Origin of the sequence: Martelella mediterranea DSM 17316, assembly GCF_002043005.1 — a bacterium.
Taxonomy (GTDB): Bacteria; Pseudomonadota; Alphaproteobacteria; order Rhizobiales; family Rhizobiaceae; genus Martelella; species Martelella mediterranea.
In genome coordinates, this window is sequence record NZ_CP020330.1 from 341,896 (window position 1) to 365,454 (window position 23,559).

The 23,559-nt window shown below is 63.1% G+C and carries 22 protein-coding genes; 14 read left to right on the forward strand and 8 right to left on the reverse strand.

What is annotated here, in order from left to right:
* Positions 1-8: 8 nt before the first annotated feature.
* The 4 genes from Mame_RS01590 to Mame_RS01605 form a co-directional block, all read right to left on the reverse strand.
* On the reverse strand, positions 9-974 hold the full coding sequence (locus Mame_RS01590) for an ABC transporter permease (protein WP_018064687.1): 966 nt from the start codon (positions 972-974) through the stop codon (positions 9-11).
* Positions 971-2,503 (reverse strand): sugar ABC transporter ATP-binding protein, encoded by a 1,533-nt coding sequence (locus Mame_RS01595; RefSeq protein WP_018064686.1) that lies wholly within the window; start codon positions 2,501-2,503, stop codon positions 971-973. Before Mame_RS01595 ends, Mame_RS01590 begins: the two co-directional genes overlap by 4 nt.
* Before the next feature lie 93 nt (positions 2,504-2,596).
* Positions 2,597-3,586, reverse strand: coding sequence for a sugar ABC transporter substrate-binding protein (locus Mame_RS01600; RefSeq protein ID WP_018064685.1), 990 nt, complete (start codon positions 3,584-3,586; stop codon positions 2,597-2,599).
* 109 nt (positions 3,587-3,695) lie between these two features.
* A complete protein-coding gene (locus Mame_RS01605) occupies positions 3,696-4,208 on the reverse strand; it encodes a hypothetical protein (RefSeq protein WP_018064684.1) in 513 nt (170 codons plus the stop codon).
* A gap of 266 nt (positions 4,209-4,474) precedes the next feature.
* Between Mame_RS01605 and Mame_RS01610 the strand changes: the two genes are divergently transcribed.
* From Mame_RS01610 to Mame_RS01620, 3 genes are all read left to right on the forward strand, one after another.
* Entirely contained in the window at positions 4,475-5,197 is a 723-nt protein-coding gene (locus tag Mame_RS01610; RefSeq protein WP_018064682.1) for a GntR family transcriptional regulator, read from the forward strand.
* A gap of 181 nt (positions 5,198-5,378) precedes the next feature.
* Positions 5,379-6,311: a dihydrodipicolinate synthase family protein gene (locus Mame_RS01615; RefSeq protein WP_018064681.1), complete on the forward strand. Its 933-nt coding sequence runs from the start codon at positions 5,379-5,381 to the stop codon at positions 6,309-6,311.
* A 34-nt stretch (positions 6,312-6,345) separates the two neighbouring features.
* Positions 6,346-7,278: a 4-hydroxyproline epimerase gene (locus tag Mame_RS01620; RefSeq protein WP_018064680.1), complete on the forward strand. Its 933-nt coding sequence runs from the start codon at positions 6,346-6,348 to the stop codon at positions 7,276-7,278.
* A 98-nt stretch (positions 7,279-7,376) separates the two neighbouring features.
* Here the strand turns inward: Mame_RS01620 and Mame_RS01625 are convergent, their stop codons facing one another.
* A complete protein-coding gene (locus Mame_RS01625) occupies positions 7,377-8,963 on the reverse strand; it encodes an ABC transporter substrate-binding protein (protein ID WP_018064679.1) in 1,587 nt (528 codons plus the stop codon).
* Positions 8,964-8,965: 2 nt separating this feature from the next.
* On the reverse strand, positions 8,966-9,604 hold the full coding sequence (locus tag Mame_RS01630) for a helix-turn-helix domain-containing protein (protein WP_018064678.1): 639 nt from the start codon (positions 9,602-9,604) through the stop codon (positions 8,966-8,968).
* A gap of 123 nt (positions 9,605-9,727) precedes the next feature.
* On the opposite strand from Mame_RS01630, the gene Mame_RS01635 reads away from it, so the two are divergent.
* The 5 genes from Mame_RS01635 to Mame_RS01655 are packed head-to-tail and all read left to right on the forward strand — an operon-like array spanning position 9,728 to position 13,769.
* Positions 9,728-10,813 (forward strand): ABC transporter permease, encoded by a 1,086-nt coding sequence (locus tag Mame_RS01635; protein WP_018064677.1) that lies wholly within the window; start codon positions 9,728-9,730, stop codon positions 10,811-10,813.
* On the forward strand, positions 10,810-11,712 hold the full coding sequence (locus Mame_RS01640) for an ABC transporter permease (protein ID WP_018064676.1): 903 nt from the start codon (positions 10,810-10,812) through the stop codon (positions 11,710-11,712). Before Mame_RS01635 ends, Mame_RS01640 begins: the two co-directional genes overlap by 4 nt.
* A complete protein-coding gene (locus tag Mame_RS01645) occupies positions 11,709-12,533 on the forward strand; it encodes an ABC transporter ATP-binding protein (protein WP_018064675.1) in 825 nt (274 codons plus the stop codon). The genes Mame_RS01640 and Mame_RS01645 overlap by 4 nt, the downstream gene beginning before the upstream one ends.
* Complete coding sequence (locus tag Mame_RS01650) at positions 12,533-13,279, forward strand: ABC transporter ATP-binding protein (RefSeq protein ID WP_018064674.1); 747 nt, start codon at positions 12,533-12,535, stop codon at positions 13,277-13,279. The genes Mame_RS01645 and Mame_RS01650 overlap by 1 nt, the downstream gene beginning before the upstream one ends.
* Before the next feature lies 1 nt (position 13,280).
* Entirely contained in the window at positions 13,281-13,769 is a 489-nt protein-coding gene (locus Mame_RS01655) for a hypothetical protein (RefSeq protein WP_018064673.1), read from the forward strand.
* A 43-nt stretch (positions 13,770-13,812) separates the two neighbouring features.
* Here Mame_RS01655 and Mame_RS01660 read toward each other — a convergent pair whose 3' ends face one another.
* Positions 13,813-14,853 (reverse strand): LacI family DNA-binding transcriptional regulator, encoded by a 1,041-nt coding sequence (locus Mame_RS01660; protein ID WP_412768646.1) that lies wholly within the window; start codon positions 14,851-14,853, stop codon positions 13,813-13,815.
* Positions 14,854-15,014: 161 nt separating this feature from the next.
* On the opposite strand from Mame_RS01660, the gene Mame_RS01665 reads away from it, so the two are divergent.
* From Mame_RS01665 to Mame_RS01685, 5 genes are all read left to right on the forward strand, one after another.
* Complete coding sequence (locus Mame_RS01665; protein ID WP_018064671.1) at positions 15,015-16,259, forward strand: ABC transporter substrate-binding protein; 1,245 nt, start codon at positions 15,015-15,017, stop codon at positions 16,257-16,259.
* Between the two features lie 106 nt (positions 16,260-16,365).
* Positions 16,366-17,286, forward strand: a complete 921-nt coding sequence (locus Mame_RS01670) for a carbohydrate ABC transporter permease (protein ID WP_018064670.1) — start codon at positions 16,366-16,368, stop codon at positions 17,284-17,286.
* A gap of 62 nt (positions 17,287-17,348) precedes the next feature.
* A complete protein-coding gene (locus Mame_RS01675) occupies positions 17,349-18,155 on the forward strand; it encodes a carbohydrate ABC transporter permease (RefSeq protein WP_328286106.1) in 807 nt (268 codons plus the stop codon).
* A gap of 23 nt (positions 18,156-18,178) precedes the next feature.
* Entirely contained in the window at positions 18,179-20,098 is a 1,920-nt protein-coding gene (locus Mame_RS01680; protein ID WP_018064668.1) for a glycoside hydrolase family 127 protein, read from the forward strand.
* A 9-nt stretch (positions 20,099-20,107) separates the two neighbouring features.
* The gene (locus Mame_RS01685) at positions 20,108-21,208 is read left to right on the forward strand and encodes an ABC transporter ATP-binding protein (RefSeq protein WP_018064667.1); all 1,101 of its coding nucleotides are present in this window, start codon (positions 20,108-20,110) and stop codon (positions 21,206-21,208) included.
* A 29-nt stretch (positions 21,209-21,237) separates the two neighbouring features.
* Here the strand turns inward: Mame_RS01685 and Mame_RS01690 are convergent, their stop codons facing one another.
* A complete protein-coding gene (locus Mame_RS01690) occupies positions 21,238-22,227 on the reverse strand; it encodes an AraC family transcriptional regulator (RefSeq protein WP_018064666.1) in 990 nt (329 codons plus the stop codon).
* A gap of 86 nt (positions 22,228-22,313) precedes the next feature.
* Here Mame_RS01690 and Mame_RS01695 point away from each other — a divergent pair, with 86 nt between their 5' ends.
* Positions 22,314-23,507: an MFS transporter gene (locus tag Mame_RS01695; RefSeq protein ID WP_026173444.1), complete on the forward strand. Its 1,194-nt coding sequence runs from the start codon at positions 22,314-22,316 to the stop codon at positions 23,505-23,507.
* Positions 23,508-23,559: the final 52 nt, after the last annotated feature.

Sequence of the window (23,559 nt, forward strand, 5' to 3'; positions counted from 1 at the left end):
GAAGGATGTCAGCGGCTGCGCCGGCCCGATGCGGCAAGCGCGACCGCGACGACGATGATCACGCCGGTGGTGAGGTCCTTGAAGAAGGGGTTCACGTTGAGAATGTTGAAGCCGTTGCCGATCAGCGCCATCAGCAGCACGCCCGCGACCGAGCGCCAGATCGCGCCGGAACCGCCCATGATCGAGGTTCCGCCGAGGATCACCGCCGCGATCGCCTCGAATTCCATGCCGACGCCGGCCTGGGGCGATGCCATGGAGATGCGAGACACGGCGATCACGCCGGCGAGACCGGCGGCCATGCCCGACAGCGAGAAGGTGACGATCTTGATCAGATTGGTGCGGATGCCCGAAAGGATCGCGGCCTCTTCATTGCCGCCGACGGCGAAGACGCGGCGGCCGAATGTGGTGCGGTTGAGCAGCACCATGAAGATCACCATGAAGATGATCAGCACGACCACGGCGATGTTGACCATGCCGATGCGTCCGCGGCCGATCCAGGAAAACTCCGCGATCCGGACCGGGATCAGCGCGCCGCCCGTGATCAGGATTGCGATGCCGCGATAGACGAGACTGGTGGCGAGCGTGACGAGGAAGGAATGCACCCCGAAGCCGGTAATGATCGCGCCGTTCAGCGTCCCGAGCGCAAACCCGATCAGCGGTCCGGCGATAATGGCCGTGTAAGGATCGACATGAACGGCGATCCAGCCGGCCGCGACCGAGGCCACGCCGAAAATCGCCCCCGTCGACAGGTCGAACCCGCCGCCGATGATGACGAGCGTCAGCGCGCAGGCGATGATCGCCAGCGGCGCCGACTGGTTGACAATGTTGAGCAGGTTGCGGGCTGTCAGGAAACTGTCGGAAATCAGGCTGAGGCCGACCATCAGGATGACGATGATGGTCAAAACGCCGTATTCGCGGGCGAAATCGCCGGGCGTGATGGAAAAACGCCGGGCAGGTGTCTGAACGTCGCTCATGGTTGGGTGACCTCCTTGCCGCGGGAGACGGCGCCTTGTTCTTCAAAGATGCGGTGCAGTGCCTCGTCGACCGTGGTGTCCCGGCAGTCGGTCTCCGCGAAGATACGGCCGTCGCTCATCAGATAGCCGCGATGGGAAAGGTTGATGACCTCTTCGAGTTCCGAGGAGATCAGAAGCACGGCCACGCCGTTCTCAGCCATTTCGATGATGAATTCGTGGATGCTCTGGCGGGCGCCGATATCGACGCCCCGGCTCGGTTCATCGAGGATCAGCAGGCGCGGCTTTTCCACCGCCCATTTCGACAACAGCACCTTCTGCTGGTTGCCGCCGGAATAAAAGGCGACCTTGCCGTCGATGGCCGAGGGCACGATGCCGAAATGGTCGATCATCTTGCGCGCCCGGCTGCGTTCCAGGCCGTGGTTGATGAAGCCATGGCGCGAGATGTTGCCGAGCGAGGCGAGCGAGATGTTGGGACGGGTCGTCTGGGTGAGCACCAGGCCCTGCTTGCGCCGGTCCTCGGGCACGAAGGCGATGCCTTGGGCAATAGCGCGCGGCACCTTGAGCCGGCGGCTCTGCACGACGCCCCCTATGGCATAGCGGCCGGAGACGATCGGATCGGCGCCGAACAGGGCGCGCGCGACCTCCGAGCGGCCGGAACCGACAAGGCCGATCAGGCCGACGATCTCGCCGGGGAAAATCTTCAGGGTGATATCGGAAAGGCCGGTGGCCGTGGCGACATTTTCCATCTCGACGATCGGCGTCGCCTGCTCGGCGGGACGCGGCGGAAGAGTGGGCCAACTGATCTCCGAGGCCTCGCCCAGCATGGAGTCGACGAGGCTGTTCTTGGTCTCGCCGGCAATGGCGTCGGTACGGATCACCTTGCCATCGCGCATGATCGTGACCCGGTCGCAATTGGCGAGGATGTGATCGAGAAAATGGCTGACATAGATCACGGTGACGTCGCGCGCCTTCAGCCGCGCGATCAACTGGTGCAGGCGCTCGGCCTCGTCTTCGGTCAGCGACGAGGTCGGCTCGTCCATGATGATCACCCGCGCCTCGCGGGCAATCGCGCGCATGATCTCGACCTTCTGGCGCTCGGCGATCCGCATGTCGGCGATCCGGCTATGCGGGTTGAGGCCGAAATCGCAGGTCTCCTCCAGCGCGTGGAAGCGGGCGAGATCGCCCTTGCGCAGAAAACCGGCGGTATTGCTCTCCAGCCCCAGGAACACGTTTTCCAGTACGGTGAGTTCCGGGACGAGCTGAAGCTCCTGATGGATCATCGCGATGCCGCGGCCAAGCGCGTCGCGCGGCGAAAACCGGGTGACGGCCTCGCCGAACACCTCGACGACGCCTTCGTCCGCCGAATAATAGCCGCCGATGATCTTGCCGACCGACGACTTGCCGGCGCCGTTTTCGCCGACAAGCGCGTGAACCGAACCTTTTTCAATGTCGATATTGATGTCATTCAGGATGCGCATGCCGCCAAAGCTCTTGGCGACGCCCCGAAGCCGGATGGCGATATCGGTCATGGCTTTCCTTTTCATCTGCAGCGCGCCGGCCAGGCAGGCGCGCTGTGTGAAGTCGGGTTCCGGCGCGTCAGATGCGCACCGGGAAGATTTGGATCAGCCCTGCCATTCCGGCTCGAAATCAGGATTGGCGTCGAGCCATTCCTTGGTGACGATCTTCGGGGTCTGACGCAGGGAGTATTCGTCAATCCAGGTCGGGACCGTTTCGCCGTTCAGCGCCTTGACGACGGCGTCGAGCGCGGCCTCGCCCTCGGATTTCGGAAACTGCGCCAGTGTGCCGCTCCAGGTGCCGGCCTTGATGGCGTCAACGGCGATCTGGTTCAGCCCGCCGCCGATGGTGTAGAGCTCGGACATGTCGAGGCCCGCATCCTCGATCGCGATCTCCGCGCCCATCAGGTGCTGGTCGGCATTGGAGAGAACGACGTCGATGTCCGGATGGGCCTGCAGGATGTCCTGCATGGCGACCATCGAGGTCTGGGGCGAGTAGTTGCCCTCGCCGGTGGCGACGATCTCGATATTGTCGTGTTCGCCGAGAATCTTCTTGTAGGTGTCGTTGCGCAGATTGTCGAAGGGGTAGATGAGCTGGCCGATCAGGACAACGACCTTGCAGGGGTCCTTGTCGGCGCAGTAATCGACCACGGCATCGGCCTGCGCGGTTGCACCGACGACCGGATCGGAGGCGACGGTGACGGTGAGGCCGGGCACCTGCGGTTCCATGTTCGACAGTTCGGGGCCGACCGGGAACAGCGTCGTGCCAACCTTGACGCCGGCCTTGATGGCCTCTTCGAGGGCGGTCGCGATACCCACTGTGTCGTTCGGCGTTATGATGATCGCATCGAACTTGCCGCCGGCGGCGATATCCTCGACCTGCGAGAACTGCGCGGTGGCCGAAAACTCGCCGTCGAAGATCTGGGTCTTGACGTTGTCGTATTTGGCGGCCGCTTCCTCGATGCCGGCATAGATCGCCTGGTTGAAGCCGTTCTGCGACGAGGCGGCGAGGAAGGCGATGTTGTAATCCTCGGCCTGCGCGGCCAGCGGCGCGGCGAGCGCCGAGGAGAGGATCGCTGCTGTAAGTGCTGTTTTCATGGATCGGTTTCTCCGGGTTGAGATATTTTCATCGGGTTTATGCGGCCCTTTGAGGGCCATTCAGCGGGACTCTCCGGCCCCTTGGACATCCTTGGTCGGGTTGTTTCCGTCATGCCGGGTGAAATGTCGCCGTTTCGATGTCTTCAAGATGCAAGAGAAGGAATGCCATGGTCACCGCCGGCTGCCAGGCGAGGGCCCTTGCGACAGTCTCGGGCGTGAAGTGGCCCCGCTTACCCAGCATGTTGACTGTTCCGATCACGCGTCCGTCGGCTATCGCCGGAAGGTTCATGTTGGATTCGAAGCCGAGATCACGGATCTTTTCCCAGTCGAAAAACACCTCCGCGATCTCATCTATGCTGGTCGTGCTGAAATGCCGGTTGCCGGCGATGACCGTGTCGAAATAACGGTTTTTCTCAAGCGGCTTGAAGCCGCCGGGCTCATAAGCCTCGACATCCTCGGAAAACACCCGGCGCGAGCGCATGCGCGGCAGATCGTAGACCGAGGCGGTGGTCAGGCCCTTGCCGACATCTTCGTTGAGGCCGTCGAGCAGATAGGCGAAGACCCGCCGCGCCGCATCCGGCGCCGCCGCAAGGCGGAAGACTTTTTCCGTATCGCACGGCATCAGCTTTCTCCCTTCATGGCAGGCCCAAAGCACTCCGGCCCGCTGCCGCCGCGCGGAGACTTGACCGCTGCAAGCGCGATCAGAGCGATTTTCATGCGGGCGGGTTTCATGTTGGTGCTGTCCGTTTCAGCTTGCGATCATCGTGGAACAGGTCGTCACATTAATGCCGAAAATTTATTATGTCGACAAAAAAAATTTAAAGCGCAAGATGGATTGTGTGCATGGAGTGTTGCATATTGACCAAAATTACCGGAGAGCGGAGCATTATGGCCAAGACATCGTTGGAAAGCAGCGGACTCCAGAGCCAGCAGGTCAGGCGCGGCGGCGGCGTGGCGCACGTCTATGAAACCCTGCGCAACGAAATCATCGAGCTGAAGCTCGCGCCCGGCAGCCCGATCGACGAGACCGAGCTTTCCGAGCGCTTTGCGATGTCGCGCACGCCCATCCGGGAGGCGCTCGTCCGGCTTGCGGCGGAGGGGCTGATCACCGCGCTGACCAATCGCACGACGATCGTTTCCAACATCGATTTCGTCCAGCTCGGCGCATTTTTCGATGCCCTGACGCTGATGTACCGCGTTACCGCGCGGCTTGCGGCGATCCATTACAACGAGGCCGATCTGGCCGGGATACGCGCCCACCAGAGGCGCTTTGCCGAGGCGGTCGAGGCTCGCGACGTGCTTGGCATGATCGCGGCCAACCGCGATTTTCACATCGCCATCGCCGAGGCCGGCCGCAACAAATACTATACCGACCTGTTCCGGCGCCTGCTCGATGACGGACGCCGGATTCTTCGCCTTTACTATCGCTCCTATGACGACGACCTGCCGCGCCAGTATGTGGCCGAGCACGAACACATCGTCAGCGCCATGATCGCGCGTGATCAAGACGCATGCGACCGGCTTGCTACGGCGCATGCCGACCAGATCGTGCGTCAAATCCGGGCCTATATCTCTGCGGATTCCCGCAGCGTTTCCTCAATCGCGCTCTAGATTTCACGGGTTTCCCGAAAGGCGGAGAGGTGCGCTTCGCTTTTAAGTATTTTATTTGTCGACAAGATAGATTATCGGTGGTACTGAAATTGCAACCGACCGGCTCCGGGCCGCAGCGCCAGAGATTGCCAGCAGATTGCCCCGCCGAGACCAATTCCTTGTGCCTATGAAAGGACCCCAGATGAGCGACACGATTTTCACCGGCTGCATTCCGGCTTTGATGACCCCCTGCAAGGCTGACCGCACGCCCGACTTCGCCGCGCTTGCGCGCAAGGGCCGGGAACTGGTCGAGGCGGGCATGTCGGCTGTCGTCTATTGCGGATCGATGGGCGACTGGCCGCTTCTGACCGACGAGCAGCGCATGCAGGGCGTCGAGGCGCTGGTCGAGGCCGGCGTTCCGGTGATCGTGGGCACCGGCGCGATCAACACCAAATCCGCCGTGGCGATCACGGCGCATGCCGCCCGCGTCGGCGCCGCTGGCCTGATGGTCATTCCGCGCGTTCTCTCGCGCGGCAGCTCTGTCTCGGCGCAGAAGGCGCATTTCTCGGCTATCCTCGAAGCCGCGAACGGCCTGCCGGCCGTCATCTACAACAGCCCGCATTACGGCTTTGAAACCCGCGCCGACCTGTTCTTCGCCCTGCGCGCCGACTATCCCAACCTGATCGGCTTCAAGGAATTCGGCGGCGCGGCCTCCCTCTCCTACGCAGCCGAGCACATCACCTCCGGCAATGACGATCTGACCCTGATGGTCGGCGTCGATACCCAGGTCTTCCACGGCTTCGTCAAATGCGGCGCCACCGGCGCGATCACCGGCATCGGCAACGCGCTCCCGAAGGAGGTCCTGCATCTCGTTTCGCTCTGCAAGACCGCCGCCGAGGGCGACAGCGAGGCTCGCGTCAAGGCGCGCGAACTCGAGGAAGCCCTGATGGTGCTGTCGAAATTCGACGAGGGCGTCGATCTCGTGCTGTTCTACAAATATTTGATGGTGCTGAATGGCGACGCGGAATATACCCTGCACTTCAACGAGACCGACGCCCTGACGGCACCGCAGCAGGCCTTTGTCGAAGAACAGTACCGGCAGTTCAAGACCTGGTACGCCAACTGGGCGGCCTGAAACCGGCGGAGCGGGCCTTGCCAGGGAGCAGCGCATGCATGTGATTGACAGCCACACCGCGGGCGAGCCGACGCGGGTCATCCTCGACGGCTTTCCCGATCTCGGTTCGGGCCCGCTTTCCGAACGCGCGGCGCTGCTTGCGACGCGCTTTTACGACGACTACCGCGCCGTGGTGCTGGAACCGCGCGGCCAGGTCGCCATGGTCGGCGCGCTGCTGGTGCCGCCGGTGGACCCGACCTGCGTCACCGGCGTCATCTATTTCGATGTCGGCGCGGTTCTCGGCATGTGCGGTCATGGCACGATTGGCCTCGCCGTCACGCTTTACCACATGGGCCGGATCGGCACGGGGCTGCATCGCATCGAAACGCCCGCCGGCGTCGTCACCGTCGATGTGCAGGATGAAAGCACGGTCACCGTCACCAATATCGAAAGCCGCCGGGTTGCGGTCGGCGTTACGGTCGAGGTGCCCGAATTCGGCCCCATGACCGGCGATGTCGCCTATGGCGGCAACTGGTTTTTCCTGGTCGATCCGAGCCCGATCCCGGTGATCCCGGAGAATATCCGCCAGCTTACCGATCTCGCCGTCGCCACCCGGACCGCGCTCAATGCACAGAAGATCGGCGGCGAGAACGGCGAACCGGTCGACCATGTCATCTTTTATGGTCCTGCCGGCGATGCGGCGGCGCACAGCCGCAATTTCGTGCTCTGCCCGGACGACGCCTATGACCGCTCCCCCTGCGGGACCGGCTGTTCGGCGCGGCTCGCCTGCCTTGCCGCAGCCGGTCAACTGGGAGAAGGACAGGAAATCGTGCAGGAGAGCATTATCGGCTCCACCTATCGGCTTTCCTACAGGGCCGGACACAAGGGCGGCGTGATCCCCTCGATCACCGGCCAAGCCTATGTCATGTCGGTGGCCGAACTGGTATTCCACCCCAACGACCCCTTCCGCAACGGCATCATCCTCTGATCCACGACGATGGCGCGGCATTGAAATGACAAAAGGCCGCCCCGTTTTCGGGAGCGGCCTTCAATGTTTCGCTGTGGTCGCAGACTTGTGTCAAAAAACTATTTCGTCACCAGCCGGTAATAGACGAAGTCAGAGGTCGCGCCGTTGACGTAACCTTCGACGTCATCCTGCATGGCAACCTCGTAGGCGGCCTGGAACATGATGATGATCGGCGAGGTTTCCTGCACCTTCTTCTGCAGGTCGACATACATCTCAAGACGCTTGTCCGGATCGGATTCCGAAAGCGCGGCCATGGTTTCCTTGTTCATGTCATCCGGCACGGCCCAGGCATTCCGCCAGGTGGTGGTTGCCTGATAATTGTCGTCGGAATTATCGGCATTGTAGGCGAAGGCCTTGGCGTTCGAATGCGGGTCCATGAAGTCTGGCCCCCAGTAGAGCAGCATCGCCTCATGGGTGCGGTCGCGATACTTGGTGATGACCTGCGCGCCGGTTCCCGGAATGATGTCGAAATTGATGCCGGCTTCGGCGAAGCTTGCCTGCAGCGACTGCGCCATGTCGGTGAACGGCGCCGAATTGATGACGTCGAGCGTCACGTTGATCGGGGTTTCGACGCCCGCATCGGCGAGGATCTGCTTGGCCTTCTCGGGGTCGTAGGTATAGGGGTTTTCATCATAGGAACCCGGAAAACCCTTCGGCCAGAACGCCTGATGGATTTCCATCTGGCCCTTTAGGAAGCTGTCGGTCATGCCCTCGTAATTGACGAGATAGCGCGCGGCTTCCCAGACGGCCTCGGGCTGGAGCGCCTCGTCCTTCTGGTTGAAGGACAGGAAGTGGACGGCGGCCTGCGGGAAGGTCTCGACCTTGATGCCGTCGCCTTCGATGGAGGCGATCTGGTCCGGCGTCAGGTTGCGGGCAAGGTCGACATCGCCGGAGGTCAGCAGCAATTGCTGCGTCGCCGATTCGGCGACATGACGGATGATGACCGATTCCATCGCCGGCGCGCCCTTGAAGTAGTCCGGGTTGGCGGTCAGCCGGATCAGTTCTGCGGGACGGTAATCGGCAAGGCTGAAGGGGCCGGAGCCGGCGGTATTGGAATTCAGCCAGGCATTGCCCATGTCGCCGTCGGTCTCGTGCGCCATCACTTCCTTTTCGTCGACGATCGAGGCCGGACGGGAGGCGAGCACGTTGAGCACGAAGGCGGAAGAGAAATCACCATCATATTTGATCGTGACGGTGTTGCCGTCGACGGTCACCATGTCGTCGACATTCTCCGGCGTCCAGCCGAGCTGGGCAAGGATGAAGGCGGGCGTCAGGTTCAGCTTGATGACGCGGCCGAGCGAAAACGCCACATCCTCGGCACGGACAGGATTGCCGGAGGAGAAGGTGGCATCGTCGCGCATCGTGAAGGTGATGGTCTTGGCCTCATCATCGGCCGTCCATTCGCTGGCAAGGCCGGCCGAAAGCACGGTCGGGTCCTCGGCGTCATACTGCACCAGCCGGTCATAGGTGTTGGTGACGAGCTCGCCGGATGTGAATTCATAGGCCTGGGCCGGGTCGATGGCGACGATATCGTCGATGTTCTGAGCGACGACCAGCATGTTTGCGGGCGTGTCGGCCATGGCAGACCCCGCGCCCATCGGCAGGGTCAGCGCTGCCGCGAGCAATGCGGCTTTGAAGAGTTTCATGGTCAGTTCTCCTCTTTCTGGTTCGGTTTCGCCGTCTGTGCGGCTGGTTTCGGGGCGGCATTGGATCGGAAGAGCGCCAGCGTTCCCGCCCAGAGAAGCTTTGCCGGCCTGTCCGTATGGTTCGACCATGCATGCGGCTGGCTGCCGCGGAAATGCAGGCTGTCGCCCGCCGACATGATCATTTCGTCGTTGTCGACGCGCTGGGTGATCGATCCCTCCAGCACGTAGATGATCTCTTCGCCTTCATGGCTGACCACTTCCGAGCGATAGCCCGGCGGCACGGTCATCAGAAAGGAGGAGAGTGTATTGCCGGGGAAATCGGCGCCGAGGCGCTCATAGGTCACCGAGGAGCCGTCGACGGAAAACTTGGTGCGTTCGCCTTCCCGCGTCAGCGCATCACGCGGCGCCGGAGTGGCTATGAAATAGTCGATGCCGACCTTCAGCGCCCGGGCGATCTGCGCCAGCGTGCCGAGCGAGGGCACGGCCTGGTCGCGTTCGACCTGGCTCAGATAGCCGACGGAGACGCCCGATGCCTGGCTGAGCGCCGTCAGCGTCATCTGCATCTGCTGCCGGCGGGCCCGGATGATCGATCCGACCCGGGGTTGTGTCGTGTCCCGCATGGCGGCGAGCGTTTCGCGCATATTCCATCCCGATCAAAATTTTTTTGATCTAAGCAAAAATACTTGTATTATCCAAGCGAAAATATTCATCGCGCCGCGCCTTGCGGCGGCAGAGCCTCCCGCCAGACAAGGGAAAGACCCGAATTGAGTTTTGAGCCAGCCGGCCCGACAAACGAAACGATGCCCGTGGCCGGACCGTCGCGCATCAGGCGCGGCGGACGCATGCTGGGCGCCATCGCCTCGGTGCTGGTCACCATCGCGTTCACCTTTCTCGGCCTCCTCGCCATCACCTTCTTCATCGGCCGGGTGATCCCGATCGATCCGGTGCTTGCGGTGGTCGGCGATCGCGCGACGCCGGAAGTCTACGAGGCCGCCCGCGTGCAGATGGGGCTCGACCAGCCGCTGCCGGTGCAGTTCTTTCATTATGTCGTCAACGTGCTTTCCGGCGATTTCGGCCGCTCGGTATCCACCGGAAGGCTGGTCTCCGACGATCTCGCCCGCTTCTTCCCGGCGACGCTGGAAATGGCGACGATCGGCATTATTATCGGCGTTCTGCTCGGTGTACCCATGGGGGTTTATGCCGCGGCCCATCGGGGCCGCCCGCTCGATCAGGTCATCCGCGTCATCGGCATGCTCGGCTATTCGGTGCCCGCCTTCTGGCTCGGCCTCGTCGGGTTAGCGCTGTTTTATGCCCGCTTCGGCCTCGTCGGCGGGCCGGGGCGGCTCGATATCTTCTATGACGGGCTGGTGCCGCCAGTGACCGGGCTCATTCTGGTGGACAGCCTGATCGCCGGCGAAACCGACATCTTCTTCAACGCCATCTCGCATATCATCCTGCCGGCCTCGGTGCTGGGCTTCTTCAGCCTCGCCTATATCGCCCGCATGACCCGCTCCTTCATGCTCGACCAGCTCGGCCAGGATTTCGTCACCACAGCGCGGGTCAAGGGCGTTGCCGAATGGCTGGTGATCTGGCGTCATGCCTTCCGTCCGATCCTGGTGCCGCTGATCACCGTGATCGGCCTGTCCTTTGCCGGCCTGCTCGAGGGCTCGGTGATGATCGAGACGGTGTTTTCCTGGCCCGGCATCGGCAATTACCTGACGACCGCGCTGCTGAACGCCGACATGAATGCCGTTCTCGGCGCGACGCTGGTGGTCGGCGCGGTTTTCATCCTGATCAACAAACTCTCCGACGTGCTCTATCGCGTCATCGACCCGAGGGCCCGCCGATGACAACACGCGACTGGCTCCTGGCCGATTCTCCCACATCGCTGCTGCAGGCGCGGCTTGGCGCATCCTATCGCGCCGGTCTTGCGCTGCTTGGCAATCCGCTCGCCGCCATCGGGCTCGCGATCGTGTTGCTGCTGATCGTCATGGCTGTCTTCGCCCCGTGGCTGGCGCCCTATTCGCCCTTCGGCCAGTCGCTTGGCGAACGTCTGCAGCCGCCGAGCCTGCAACACTGGATGGGCACGGACGAACTCGGCCGCGACATCCTCTCCCGCGTTATCTACGGCGCGCGGATCACGCTGATGATCGTGGCTCTGGTTGCGATCATCTCCGCGCCGATCGGCCTTCTCGCCGGCGCGGTCTCGGCCTATTTCGGCGGCTGGACCGACCGGATCATGATGGGCATTACCGATGTATTCCTGTCGATGCCGAAGCTGATCCTCGCGCTTGCCTTTGTCGCCGCCCTCGGGCCGGGCATCGAGAACGCGATCATCGCGATCGCGATCACCGCCTGGCCGGCCTATGCCCGCATCGCCCGCGCCGAGACCATGACCTTCCGCAATTCCGAATTCATCGATGCCGTCCGGATGCAGGGCGCATCCTCGTCGCGGATCATCTTCCGCCACATCCTGCCGCTCTGCACCTCCTCGATGATCATCCGCGTCACCCTCGACATGGCCGGCATCATCCTGACGGCGGCGGGCCTCGGCTTCATCGGGCTTGGCGCACAGCCGCCGCTTCCTGAATGGGGCGCGATGATCTCGCGCGGGCGCGCCTTCATCCTGGATCAGTGGTGGGTGGCGACTATGCCGGGCTTTGCGATCCTGGCCGTCAGCCTCGGCTTCTGCTTCCTCGGCGACGGCTTGCGCGACGTGCTCGATCCGAAACAGGGGGCGGGACGATGACGGCATTGCTCGATATCGAAAACCTCCGCGTTTCCTTCCCGACCCATAAGGGCCGTGTCGAGGTGGTGAAGGGGCTCTCCTTCACGCTTGGTCGCGAGCGGCTTGGCATCGTCGGCGAATCCGGCTCCGGCAAATCGATGACCGGCCGCTCGATCCTGAGACTGATCGCCCCGCCGGGCCGCGTCACAGCCGACCGGCTCGATTTCGACGGCATCGACATTCTGGCGCAATCGCCCCGGCAGATGCGGAAAATCCGGGGCGCGCGGATCTCGATGGTGATGCAGGACCCGAAATTCTCGCTCAACCCGGTGCTGACCATCGGCGCCCAGATCGGCGAAGCGCTGGCCGCGCATTTCTCGCTGTCGCGTCACGCAATCCGCGAACGCAGCATCGCCATGCTGGAATCGGTGCGGATCGACGATCCCGAACGGGTGATGGGCCTTTATCCGCACGAGGTCTCCGGCGGCATGGGCCAGCGGGTGATGATCGCGATGATGCTGATCCCCGAACCGGACCTCTTGATTGCCGACGAGCCGACCTCCGCACTCGACGTTTCGGTGCAGGGCCAGGTGCTCGACATCATGGACAGGCTGGTCCGCGACAAGGGCATGGGGCTGATCTTCATCAGCCACGATCTCGATCTCGTCTCACGCTATTGCGACCGCATTCTGGTGATGCGCTCCGGCGAGATCGTCGAGGAATGCGTGGCCTCCGAGCTTTCGCAGGCGCGCCATCCCTATACGCGCGGGCTCTTGGCGGCGATGCCGCGCATGGACGAGGACCGCGATTTCCTGCCGGTGCTGGAACGGGGAGACACGTGATGAGCGCGCTTTCCCTGAACAATGTCGATATTTCCTATGGCGACACCAAGGTCGTCTTCGGTGCTGGCCTCGCCGTTGCCGAGGGCGAGAGTTTCGCGCTTGTCGGCGAGAGCGGATCGGGCAAATCGACCATCCTGCGCGCCATCGCCGGGCTTGCGCCGGACTGGACCGGCGATATCGCCGTTCTAGGCAAACCGCGCGGCAAGAAACTCGACAAGGATTTCGCCCGCATTTGCCAGATGGTGTTCCAGGACCCCTACGGCTCGATCCATCCGCGCAAGACCATAGACGCCACGCTTTCCGAACCGCTTGCCATCCACGGGGTCGGCAACCGTTCCGAACGGGTGGAGGCGATGCTGGTCGCCGTCGGCCTCGACCGCCGTTTCCGGTTCCGCTTTCCGCACCAGCTTTCCGGCGGTCAGCGCCAGCGCGTGGCGATTGCCCGCGCCCTGATGCTGGAACCGAAAATCCTGCTTCTGGACGAACCGACATCGGCGCTCGACGTCTCGGTACAGGCTGAAATCCTCAACCTGCTGAAGCGTCTGCGCGCCGAGCAGAACCTCACCTTCCTGCTCGTCACCCACAACCTGCCGGTGGTCTCGTTTCTCTGCGACCGGCTGGCGGTGATGCGGCGCGGACAGATCGTCGAGATCGCCGGCGTCGACAAGCTCAAGGCCGGCACGCTTACCCACCCCTACGCCCGCGAGCTCTATGCGGCGAGCGGCGGACATACCGAAGGACACTGACATGACCACCGAAACGGCGCTCGCCCGCTTTGCCACCGACATCGCGGCCGCCACCACAGCCGACGCCGCCTTCGAAGCACTTCAGGCGCTGACCGAGGCCACCGTCGGCGTGAAGCTGTTCACGGTGATGACGGTGGACATGGAGGCGGGACTTGCGCGCCGGGCCTATACCAGCGACCCCAAATCCTATCCGGCGACCGGCACCAAGCCGATCCACCGCGACGCCTGGTTCGACATCGTCCATATCGAACGCCGCCCCTTCGTCGCCAACACGATCGAGGACATCGCCAAGGTGTTCTCGGACTATGAGTTGATCGACTCGCTCGGCTGCCAGTCGGTGGTCAACCTGCCGGTCATTCTCGGCGGCGAACTGGTCGCCACGGTCAATATGCTGCACGAGACGGATCATTATACGCCGGAGCGCGTTGCCGCGATCGTGCGCGACCTCACCATCCCCGCTCAGCTCAGCCTGAGCGTTGCCCGAGGTTGAAGCCGCTTCCGTTCGCGCTGGCTTTTATTTCAACCCGAAGGACTTAGTCACGCGACCGTAGAAGGATTGGGCCATCGTCCGGTCGCCTCGCAACGCTTTCGCGCCGAACGAGCGAACACGGAAGCCGGATGATGCCCTTGTCGACCGGCTCGTTCCGGGTCAGCTGCAGCATCGCGAGGCCGGCGCGGTGACCGATTTCCTTGAGCTCCATATCGATGGTCGTCAGCGGCGGACGGGTCTGACGCGACACGACTTCCCAGTTGTCGAAACCGACCACCGAGACATCGTCCGGCACCGAAATGCCGTGGTCGCGCAATCCATCGAGGGCGCCGCGGGCGATTTCGTCGCTGCCGCAGAAGATCCCGTCGGGGAGCTTTTCGCGCGTGGCCAGCACCTGCTCGATCGCCGCGTGGCCCCATTCCTCCGACCATTCTCCGAACATCACCGGTGAGGCCGGCCGGCATCGTGCACGATAGGCCGCCGCGCGATGTCGGGCCGCAAGCCAGGTTTCAGGCCCGGTGATGTGGAGAATGTCGCGGCAGCCGGCCTCCTCGAGACAGGCGATTGCCAGCATTGCGCCGTGGGCGTCGTCGGGAACGAAACTGGTGCTGTGCGGTGGCCCGGCCGCGAAGGCATAAACGACTGGAATGTTAAGGGCGGTGAGATCGATGGGGGGATCGACGTCGAGGCGCGTCGCCGTCAGGATGATGCCGTCGACCTGCTTGTCGAGCAGCGCCTGAAGATGGAGCTCGGCGAGCCGCTTGTCGCCACTGGTGGCGCAGAGGAACGCCGAGACGCCGTGATCGACCAGAATCTCCGAGACGCCGGAACTGATCGGCAGGGTCAACCGGCCATAGGTATCGTCCGTGATGATGCCGATGGTGAGGCTTCGGCGACTCAATAGGCTGCGGGCGAGCGCGTTCGGCCGGAAGCCGATTTCCGTTGCCACCCGCAGCACCCGCTCGCGTGTCTCGGCATTGACACGACCAACGCCGTTCAGCGCATTCGACGCCGTCGACAGGCTGACATCGGCCGCCTTGGCGACATCCCTGAGGGTGCATCGGCGATGCTGAATGGGCTTTATCATGACGGTTCCAATTCCCTGATAAAAGCTTTTATCAAACAAAAACAATGTTGCAAAAAGGTTTTTGCAAGCAGATGAACACAAATTGTCGACAACGAAATTTTTCTCCCATACCGTTATCAAACGTCAAGAGGAATGACGAAAACGAGAAGGGGAATGACATGCTGAAAACCAAACTCATGCTTGCCGCAGTCGCGCTGGCGGCATCCGCTTCATGGGCCCAGGCGGAGGAGGTAAACCTCTGGGTTCGCACCTCGTCGGCCGCCGTGCTGCAGGCGCTCGCCGAGAAGTACAACGCCGCCCATGACGATACCGTCAACGTCACCGCGGTCATCGCCGAACAGATGGTCCCGAAGCTCGGCGCCGCGATCGCCGGCGGCGCGCCGCCCGAAGGCGCGGTGCTTGACCTGATCTATCTGCCGACATTCGCAGCCAACGACACGCTGGAAGACATGACCGGCTTCGTCGAGAGCCTGCCCTATGCCGATGCGCTCAGCCCGTCCCATATCCGGCTGGCCACCTATGACGGCAAGATCTACGGCGTTCCCGCCCTGCCCGACGCCTCGATCATCGCCTATAATACCGACCTGTTCGAACAAGCCGGCCTCGATCCCGAGAAGGCCCCCGCATCACTCGACGAGATCGTCGAAGACGCCGAGAAGATCAGCGCGCTCGGCGACGACATCTACGGCTTCTACTTCGTCGCCAATTCGGGAAGCTGGCTGATCTACGACTTCCTGCCGCATATCTGGGCGGCCGATGCCGATATCCTGACCGATGACGGCCGCGAAGCGACGATCGACACGCCGGCCATGCGCGAAACGCTGGAAGACTACCGCACAATGTGGCAGGCCGGCACGATCCACCCGACGTCGCGCTCCGGCAACGGCAACAATGCCGTCGAGGCCTTTGCCTCGGGCAAGGTCGGCGTGCTGATGACCGGGTCCTACATCGTCAACCTGCTCGACAGCAATTATCCGGATGTCAACTTCGCCGTTGCCCCGATCCCCGGCCCGACGGGCGGCCAGTCGAGCTTTGCCGGCGGCGACACGCTCGCCATGATCAAGGGCATCGCGCCCGAAAAGAAGGCCGTGATCGAGGATTTCGTGAAGTTCTACATGGAGCCCGAACAGCAGGTGTTCATCACGCAGGAAGCCGGCATGCCCTCGCGCACCGATCTGGCGGAAGAGGCCTATGCCAATTTCGACCCGCGCAACCTCATCGCCTATGACATCCTGTCCAAGGCGCGCACGCCCTACACCTACGCTTCGGACGAGCTTTTCGTCAGCCGCACCGGACCGTTCCTGAACCTGATCCAGAGCGCGGTCTTCGGCGATGATGTGGATGGCGCGATCGCAACCGCGCAGGAGGATTTCACCAAGATCCTCGACCGCACCAATCCGTGACGCCCGGCTGCGGGCGGCCCGCGCCGCCCGCGTCCCTCCCCCCGCAGGGGATAGCAGAGCCTCGGGAAAGCCCCGCAGACATCACCAAACTCAGGGATTTGACGTCTTGTTTCTCAAGCGCGCGTTACAGAAACGCCGGCAGGCGGGCAGCGATGAGCCGCATGGCTGGCTGGGCCTCGCCTTCATCGCGCCGAGCATGGTGTTCATCATCGGCCTGTTCATCATTCCGCTGGTCATGACGGTGTGGATGAGCTTCTTCCGCTGGCCGCTGCTCGGCCGCCGTAAGTTCATCGGCCTCGAAAACTATGCCGAGCTTCTGGGCGATAGCCAGCTCTGGCAGTCCTTCGGCTTCACCCTGCTCTATACGGTGCTGGTCACCACCGCGATCATGGCCGTCGCCCTGCCGCTGGCGCTTCTGGTCGACCGACCGCTGCGCAGTGTCGGTTTCTTCCGCACGGTGTTCTTCATGCCGGTGGTCATCGGCTTTGGTGCGGCCTCCACGCTGTGGCTCTGGCTGCTGAACCCCGATAGCGGCGTGTTCGCGCGGCTTCTGACCGGGCTTGGCCTTGTCGATCAGGCGCCGCGGCCGCTCGAAAGTTTCTGGCCGGCGCTCGCCGTGATCATTCTCATGGTGGTTTGGAAAACCGCCGGCTTCACCATGGTCATCCTTCTGACCGGCCTGCAGAGCATCCCCAATGATGTGATCGAGGCCGCCCGGATCGATGGCGCGAGCCCCTTCAGTCGCTTCCGCCGTATCACCCTGCCGCTGATGCGCAATTCGGTTCTGCTGGCGCTGATCCTGAACGTGACCTCGTCCATGCTCGCCTTCGACCAGTTCTTCATCATCACCCAGGGCGGGCCGAACAACAGCACGATCTCGGCGGTGTTCACCATCTATCTCGCGTCGTTCTCGTCCTATCGGCTGGGCTACGGTTCCGCCCTTTCCTTCGCCCTGCTGGTCGTTCTCGTCGCCATCAGCTCGATCCAGCTTTCCTTCATGCGCCAGCGGCCGGAGGACGGACGATGAAAGTCAAAGACCTGTTCATGGAAGCAGATGAAGGCTATGGCGCGGTTGCCGGCCGTCTCCTCATGCTTCTGGCGATGATCATTCTGGCGGTGTTCTTCCTGATGCCGATCATCTGGTCATTCGCCAATTCCTTCAAGCCGGCGGCAGAGGCGCTGGCCCATCCGGTGGCGCTGTTTTCCAAGGCGTTTTCGCTGGAGAATTACCGCCGTCTCGAAAATGTCGGGGCCGGATGGTATGTCTACGCGACCAATTCGGTGCTGATCGCACTCGGCACCATCGCCTTCACCGTGGCCGTCGCGGTGCCTGCCGGTTACGGGTTTTCCAAGTTCCGTTTCCCCGGCCAGACGCTGATCTTCGTTCTCGTCATGGCGACGATGATGATCCCGTTCCAGTCGATCCTGACGCCGCTGTTCCTGATCCTGAAGTTCCTGCATCTGCAGAACAGCCTTCTGGGCCTGGTGCTGATCTACACCACGTTCCAACTGCCGTTTTCGATCTTCATGATGCGCAACGCTTTCGATGCGATCCCGAAGGCGCTGGTCGAGGCCGCGCGCATTGATGGCGCGTCGCAATGGACACTGGTACGCCGCATCCTGATGCCGTTGGCGCTGCCGGGCGTGGCCACCGTCGTGATGTTCGCCTTCCTCAATTCCTGGAACGAGTTCCTGGCGGCGCTGATCTTCCTGTCGGACCAGAACAAGTTCACCCTGCCGATCATGCTGGTGAACGTCTCCTCCGGCATTTACGGCATCATCGACTGGGGCGCGCTCCAGGCCGGCATTTCCCTCACCATGATCCCCTGCATCGTGATGTTCCTGGCGCTGCAGCGCTACTATGTGCGCGGGCTGACAGCCGGGGCCGTCAAATGAATACCATGTCCCAAGGAGTTTCCATGTCATCGTCCGCGTCTCGCCGCTTTGACCGCTACGTGCCCGTCGATCACACCCGCGTCGCCTTTGATGGCGGTTTCTGGAAAAGCTGGCAGGAGACGGTGCGCGACGTCACCATTCCCACCCAGCACAAGCGGTTGGAGGAGGACGGCTTTCTCGAGGTTCTGGATTTCGACAACCCGCCCGGCCCGCTGGCGCGGCCGATCCAGCCGAGCGGCTTGTCGATGCAGCATTTCTTCGATTCCGATTTCGGCAAGTGGATCGAGGCGGCGAGCTATACGCTGAAGAACCATCCGAACCCGGATATCGAGGCCAAGATCGACGCTATCGTCGAAAAGCTGGAACACGGCCAGATGCAGGACGGCTATCTCAATAGCTGGTTCATCCGCCGCGAACCGGAAAAGCGCTGGTCCAATCTGCGCGACCTGCACGAGATGTATTCGATGGGCCACCTGCTGGAAGGTGCGGTCGCCTATTACGAGGCGACCGGCAAGCGCCGCTTTCTCGATGTGATGATCCGCGCCGTCGACCACATCATCGACACCTTCGGCCCCGAACCCGGCAAGCTTCGCGGTTACGATGCGCATGAGGAAATCGAGCTGGCGCTGGTGAAGCTCTACCGGGTGACCGGCGATCCGCGTCATCTGAAGCTCGCGACATGGCTGGTCGACGAGCGCGGCCAGATGCCCTCCTATTTCGATGACGAAGCCCGCCGCCGCGGCGAGGACCCGGCCGACTATGTGTTCGAGACCTATGCCTACAGCCAGGCCCACAAGCCGGTGCGCGAGCAGACCGAGGTCGTCGGCCATGCGGTGCGCGCCATGTACCTGCTCTCGGCGATGACCGATCTCGCCTTTGAAAACGACGACCCGACCCTGAAGGACGCCGCCGACCGGCTGTTTGCCGATCTCACCGGTCGGCAGCTCTATGTCACCGGCGGGCTCGGCCCCTCGGGGGCAAATGAGGGCTTCACCCGCGCCTTCGACCTGCCAAACGAGACGGCCTATGCGGAAACCTGCGCGGCCATCGCCCTCGGTTTCTGGTGTTCGCGCATGGCCGAGATCGATCTCGACGGCAAATATACCGATCAGCTCGAAACCGTGCTGTTCAACGGCGCACTATCCGGCATCGCCCGCGACGGGGAGCATTATTTCTACGAGAACGTGCTGGAAAGCCACGGCCAGAACCGGCGCTGGAAATGGCACTACTGCCCCTGCTGCCCGACCAATATCGCCCGGTTCATCACCTCGCTCGGAAAATATTTCTATACCACAAAGGGCAATGAAATCGCGGTGCATCTCTATGGCGCCAATGTCGCCGAATTCGATCTCGACGGCACCTTCGTGCGGCTCAGGCAGGAGACGGCCTATCCCTGGGACGGCGATATCCGCATCGCGCTCGGTCTTTTCGAACCGACCGACCTCACGCTGAAACTGCGCATTCCCGGCTGGTGCCGCAATGCGCGGGCGACGCTCAACGGGCGCGATATTCCGCTCGTTCCGGTCAAGGGCTATGCCGAGGTCAGCGGCACTTTCAAGGATGGCGACGAACTGCGCTTGAGCTTCGACATGCCGGTTGAACGGCTCTACGCCCATCCGGCCGTTGGCGAGGATGCCGGGCGGGTGGCGCTGCGCCGCGGCCCGGTGGTCTACTGCGTCGAGGAGGCCGATATCGGCATCGAGCCGCAGCGCCTGCGGATTGCGCCCGATGCCCGGCTCGAGCCGCGCTATGACACCGACCTTCTCGGCGGCGCAGTGGTGCTGGAAGGCGAAGGTTATGAGGCGGCGGCGGACGGCTTTGACGGCAGGCTTTACCGGACCGCGCCCCCTGACCTCAAGCCGAAGCCGTTCCGCGCCATTCCATACCACCTCTGGGCCAATCGGGAAGCGGGCGCCATGCAGGTCTGGCTCGCGGAAGAATAGGAGACGGACATGGCACGGCTGACACTGAAGAATGTGGTCAAGTCCTACGGCATCTACGAGGCCGTCCGGGGCATCAATCTCGATATCGAGGACAAGGAATTCGTGGTCTTCGTCGGCCCGTCGGGCTGCGGCAAGTCGACGACGCTCCGGATGATCGCCGGGCTGGAACACATCTCCGGCGGAGAAATCCTCATCGGCGATCAGGTCGTCAACCGCCTCGGCCCCGGCAAGCGCGATATCGCCATGGTGTTCCAGAACTACGCGCTCTATCCGCATATGAGCGTGCGCGAGAACATCGCCTTCTGCCTCGAACAGCAGCGTCTGCCGAAGGCAGAAATCGAAAAACGCATCACCGAGGCGACCGATACGCTTCGGATATCGGAACTGCTGGATCGCCGCCCCGGCGCGCTTTCCGGCGGCCAGCGCCAGCGCGTGGCCATGGGGCGCGCCATCGTGCGCGATCCGAAAGTCTTCCTGTTCGACGAGCCTTTGTCCAACCTCGATGCCAAGCTTCGCGTCAGCATGCGCACCGAGATCAAGCGGCTGCACCAATTGCTGCCGACGACGACCGTCTACGTCACCCACGACCAGGTGGAAGCCATGACCATGGCCGACCGCGTGGTGGTGATGAACCAGGGCCTCGTCGAACAGATGGGCGCGCCGCAGGAACTCTATTCGCGGCCGGTCAGCAAGTTCGTCGCCGGCTTCATCGGTTCACCGTCGATGAATTTCCTGCCGGTGAGCCTCGAAGAGGCGGACGGCACGCTTTTCGTCGTCTTCGAGGACGGCAACCGCATGGCGATACCCGAAGCAAGGGCCGCCGGGTTTCGCTCTCATGCCGGTCGCGGCGCTACCTTCGGCATCCGCCCGGAAGCGATCACGCTTCGGCAGGAGCGCAGCGGCTTTATCCCCTTCGACGCCGAAATCGATCTGGTCGAGCCGCTCGGCGCCACCACCATGGCCTATTTCAGCATCGCGGGGACGGAAATCTGTGCCAGCGTCGAGCCCGAGGAGAGCCTGCGCGCCGGCACCACCGTGCCGCTGTCCTTCGACCTCAACCGCATGCACCTGTTCGATCTCGAAACCGAACAGGCGCTCGCTGCTCACTAGCGCAGGCGCGGTTCAGGACGCGTAACCGTCTAAATCTGGGCGGTCATGCCGGCGGCGATGCGGCTTGGCGGATGGCCCGTAATGCGCTTGAAGGCGCGGCTGAACGCAGCCTGCGAGCCGTAACCGAGGCGATGGGCGGCGGTTTCGATCGGCACGCCCTCGCGGCTTATCCAGTCGGCGGCAAGGCGCATGCGCATTTCGGTGAGATAACGCACCGGCGTAACGCCAGTGACATCGAGGAAGCGCTCGGCGAAGACCGAGCGCGAAACGCCCATCTCGCGCGCGAGTTCGGCCACGGACCAGTTGCGCCCGGGATCGCGGTGGAGCGCCAAAAGCACGCGGCCCAGACGCGGATCGCGTAGCGCGGCGATCCATCCGGTGGCATCGCCGCAGCCGCATTCGACCCATGCCCGGACGATGCAGGCAGCGACCACATCGGCAAGCCGGGCGAGAATGCCGGCATAGCCGGCGCGGCCGTCCCTGGCCTCTCTGGCCATCGCCTCCAGCATCGGCAGGATTTCCGGGTAGCGGTCGGTCAGCGTGCCGACGCGCATCACCTCCGGCATCATCGCCACCAGCGGGTGCATGCTGCCGAGGTCGAAATCCATGCATGCGGAAAACAGCACGACCCGCTCTTCCGGCGGCGTCGCCTCGCAGGTCCTGATCTCCTTGACGCTCGGGCAGATCGGGGAGGATGGCAGGGCCGTCAGGTCGGCGCAGGGCGCGGGATTGTCGGGCGATGACGCCAGCCGGTGCAATCCGCCATGCGGCAACAAAGCCGCATCGCCGGCGCCCATGACATGGACCTCGCCGCCCGACGCGATGAGCGCGGTCCGTCCGCGCGCGACGAAGATGAATTTCGCGCGCAGGTCGTCCTGAGCGCCGAAGGAATAGGAAAACGGTTCGGCAAGCTCGATGCGGCGATAATCGATGCCGACAAGCCGCATGCCGAGCAGGAGCTCGCTGACAAGATCGGCATCGCGTGAACGCGGCGATGTTTCGGACGGATAATCATGCATAGCGGATTTACTGGCATAGAAAGTCCGGACTGTCCAGCCTAACTTCAGCCCATCCTCCTCCACCTCCCATCGCGAAGGATATCGCAATGAACCCTGTTATGAACGAGACGGCGGACGGCGCGCCCGCATGGGGCGCCGTGACGGCGATGACGCTGGGCGTCTTCGGCCTTGTCACCGCCGAATTCCTGCCGGCGAGCCTGCTGACGCCGATTGCCGCCGATCTCGGCATCTCCGAAGGCGCCGCCGGCCAGGCGGTGACGATGACGGCGATGTTCGGCTTCGCCGCGAGCCTGCTGATCTCGGCGGCCGCGCGCGGCGCCGACCGGCGCCACATGATGATGATCTTCTCCGTCCTGCTGATCGTCTCCAATCTGATGGTCGCCTTCGCCCAGGGCGTCTATATGCTTCTGGCGGGCCGGGTTCTGTTAGGTGTCGCGCTCGGCGGCTTCTGGGCGATGTCGACGGCGGTCACCATGCGTCTCGTTCCGCCGGGCCTGGTTCCGCGGGCGCTCTCCATCCTGATGAGCGGCGTATCCGCCGCGACGGTTTTCGCCGCACCAGTCGGCAGCTATCTCGGCGAGATTATCGGGTGGCGCGGCGTTTTCCTGCTGGCATCGCTTCTCGGCGCGATTTCGCTATTCGCGCAGTGGCGCAGCCTGCCCAGCATGCGACCTGCCGGCATGGCCCGGTTGAGAACGCTTGGCGAGGTGCTGCTGCGCCCCGGCATCGGCATCGGCATGATGGCGGTCCTCCTGGTCTTTGGCGGCCACTTCGTGTTCTTCACCTATCTCAGGGCCTATCTGGAAACCCGGGGCGGGTTTTCGATCGAGGCGATTGCCATCATCCTGCTCGGTTTCGGCATCGCCAATTTCTTCGGCACCGTCCTGGCCGGCCGCATGGCCCAACTGAGCCTTCGCCTGACCCTGGTGCTTGTGCCGCTTTCGATGGGGACGCTGGCGATGGTCATGGTCGTCTTCGGCGGCAATCCGATGAGCGACACCGTCTCGGTCGTGCTGTGGGGCATGATCTTCGGCGGCGTTCCGGTGGCCTGGTCGAGCTGGATCGCGCGCACCGTGTCGGATGAGGCCGAAAGCGCCGGCGGCCTGTTCGTCGCCACCATCCAGCTCGCGATCGCGCTCGGAGCCGGCCTCGGCGGCATCGTCTTCGACGCGGCGGGCGGCACCGGGACGGTGTTCGCAAGCGGCGTCCTCCTGCTGCTCTCCGCCACCACGGTGATGTTCGGCGTGCGTATCCGCGCATCGGCCGCTGCCCCGGCCTGAGCGTAGACACGTCGAAAGTCGTGAAAGCCCGGTTTCGTCCGGGCTTTTTTTT

What these genes read in the sequence shown, in the direction of transcription:
- Mame_RS01590 (WP_018064687.1), bottom strand. Translation starts at nt 974, where the DNA reads ATGAGCGACGTTCAGACACCTGCCCGGCGTTTTTCCATCACGCCCGGC.
- Mame_RS01595 (WP_018064686.1), bottom strand. Translation starts at nt 2,503, where the DNA reads ATGACCGATATCGCCATCCGGCTTCGGGGCGTCGCCAAGAGCTTTGGC.
- Mame_RS01600 (WP_018064685.1), bottom strand. Translation starts at nt 3,586, where the DNA reads ATGAAAACAGCACTTACAGCAGCGATCCTCTCCTCGGCGCTCGCCGCG.
- Mame_RS01605 (WP_018064684.1), bottom strand. Translation starts at nt 4,208, where the DNA reads ATGCCGTGCGATACGGAAAAAGTCTTCCGCCTTGCGGCGGCGCCGGAT.
- Mame_RS01610 (WP_018064682.1), top strand. Translation starts at nt 4,475, where the DNA reads ATGGCCAAGACATCGTTGGAAAGCAGCGGACTCCAGAGCCAGCAGGTC.
- Mame_RS01615 (WP_018064681.1), top strand. Translation starts at nt 5,379, where the DNA reads ATGAGCGACACGATTTTCACCGGCTGCATTCCGGCTTTGATGACCCCC.
- Mame_RS01620 (WP_018064680.1), top strand. Translation starts at nt 6,346, where the DNA reads ATGCATGTGATTGACAGCCACACCGCGGGCGAGCCGACGCGGGTCATC.
- Mame_RS01625 (WP_018064679.1), bottom strand. Translation starts at nt 8,963, where the DNA reads ATGAAACTCTTCAAAGCCGCATTGCTCGCGGCAGCGCTGACCCTGCCG.
- Mame_RS01630 (WP_018064678.1), bottom strand. Translation starts at nt 9,604, where the DNA reads ATGCGCGAAACGCTCGCCGCCATGCGGGACACGACACAACCCCGGGTC.
- Mame_RS01640 (WP_018064676.1), top strand. Translation starts at nt 10,810, where the DNA reads ATGACAACACGCGACTGGCTCCTGGCCGATTCTCCCACATCGCTGCTG.
- Mame_RS01645 (WP_018064675.1), top strand. Translation starts at nt 11,709, where the DNA reads ATGACGGCATTGCTCGATATCGAAAACCTCCGCGTTTCCTTCCCGACC.
- Mame_RS01650 (WP_018064674.1), top strand. Translation starts at nt 12,533, where the DNA reads ATGAGCGCGCTTTCCCTGAACAATGTCGATATTTCCTATGGCGACACC.
- Mame_RS01655 (WP_018064673.1), top strand. Translation starts at nt 13,281, where the DNA reads ATGACCACCGAAACGGCGCTCGCCCGCTTTGCCACCGACATCGCGGCC.
- Mame_RS01665 (WP_018064671.1), top strand. Translation starts at nt 15,015, where the DNA reads ATGCTGAAAACCAAACTCATGCTTGCCGCAGTCGCGCTGGCGGCATCC.
- Mame_RS01675 (WP_328286106.1), top strand. Translation starts at nt 17,349, where the DNA reads ATGCTTCTGGCGATGATCATTCTGGCGGTGTTCTTCCTGATGCCGATC.
- Mame_RS01680 (WP_018064668.1), top strand. Translation starts at nt 18,179, where the DNA reads ATGTCATCGTCCGCGTCTCGCCGCTTTGACCGCTACGTGCCCGTCGAT.
- Mame_RS01685 (WP_018064667.1), top strand. Translation starts at nt 20,108, where the DNA reads ATGGCACGGCTGACACTGAAGAATGTGGTCAAGTCCTACGGCATCTAC.
- Mame_RS01690 (WP_018064666.1), bottom strand. Translation starts at nt 22,227, where the DNA reads ATGCATGATTATCCGTCCGAAACATCGCCGCGTTCACGCGATGCCGAT.
- Mame_RS01695 (WP_026173444.1), top strand. Translation starts at nt 22,314, where the DNA reads ATGAACCCTGTTATGAACGAGACGGCGGACGGCGCGCCCGCATGGGGC.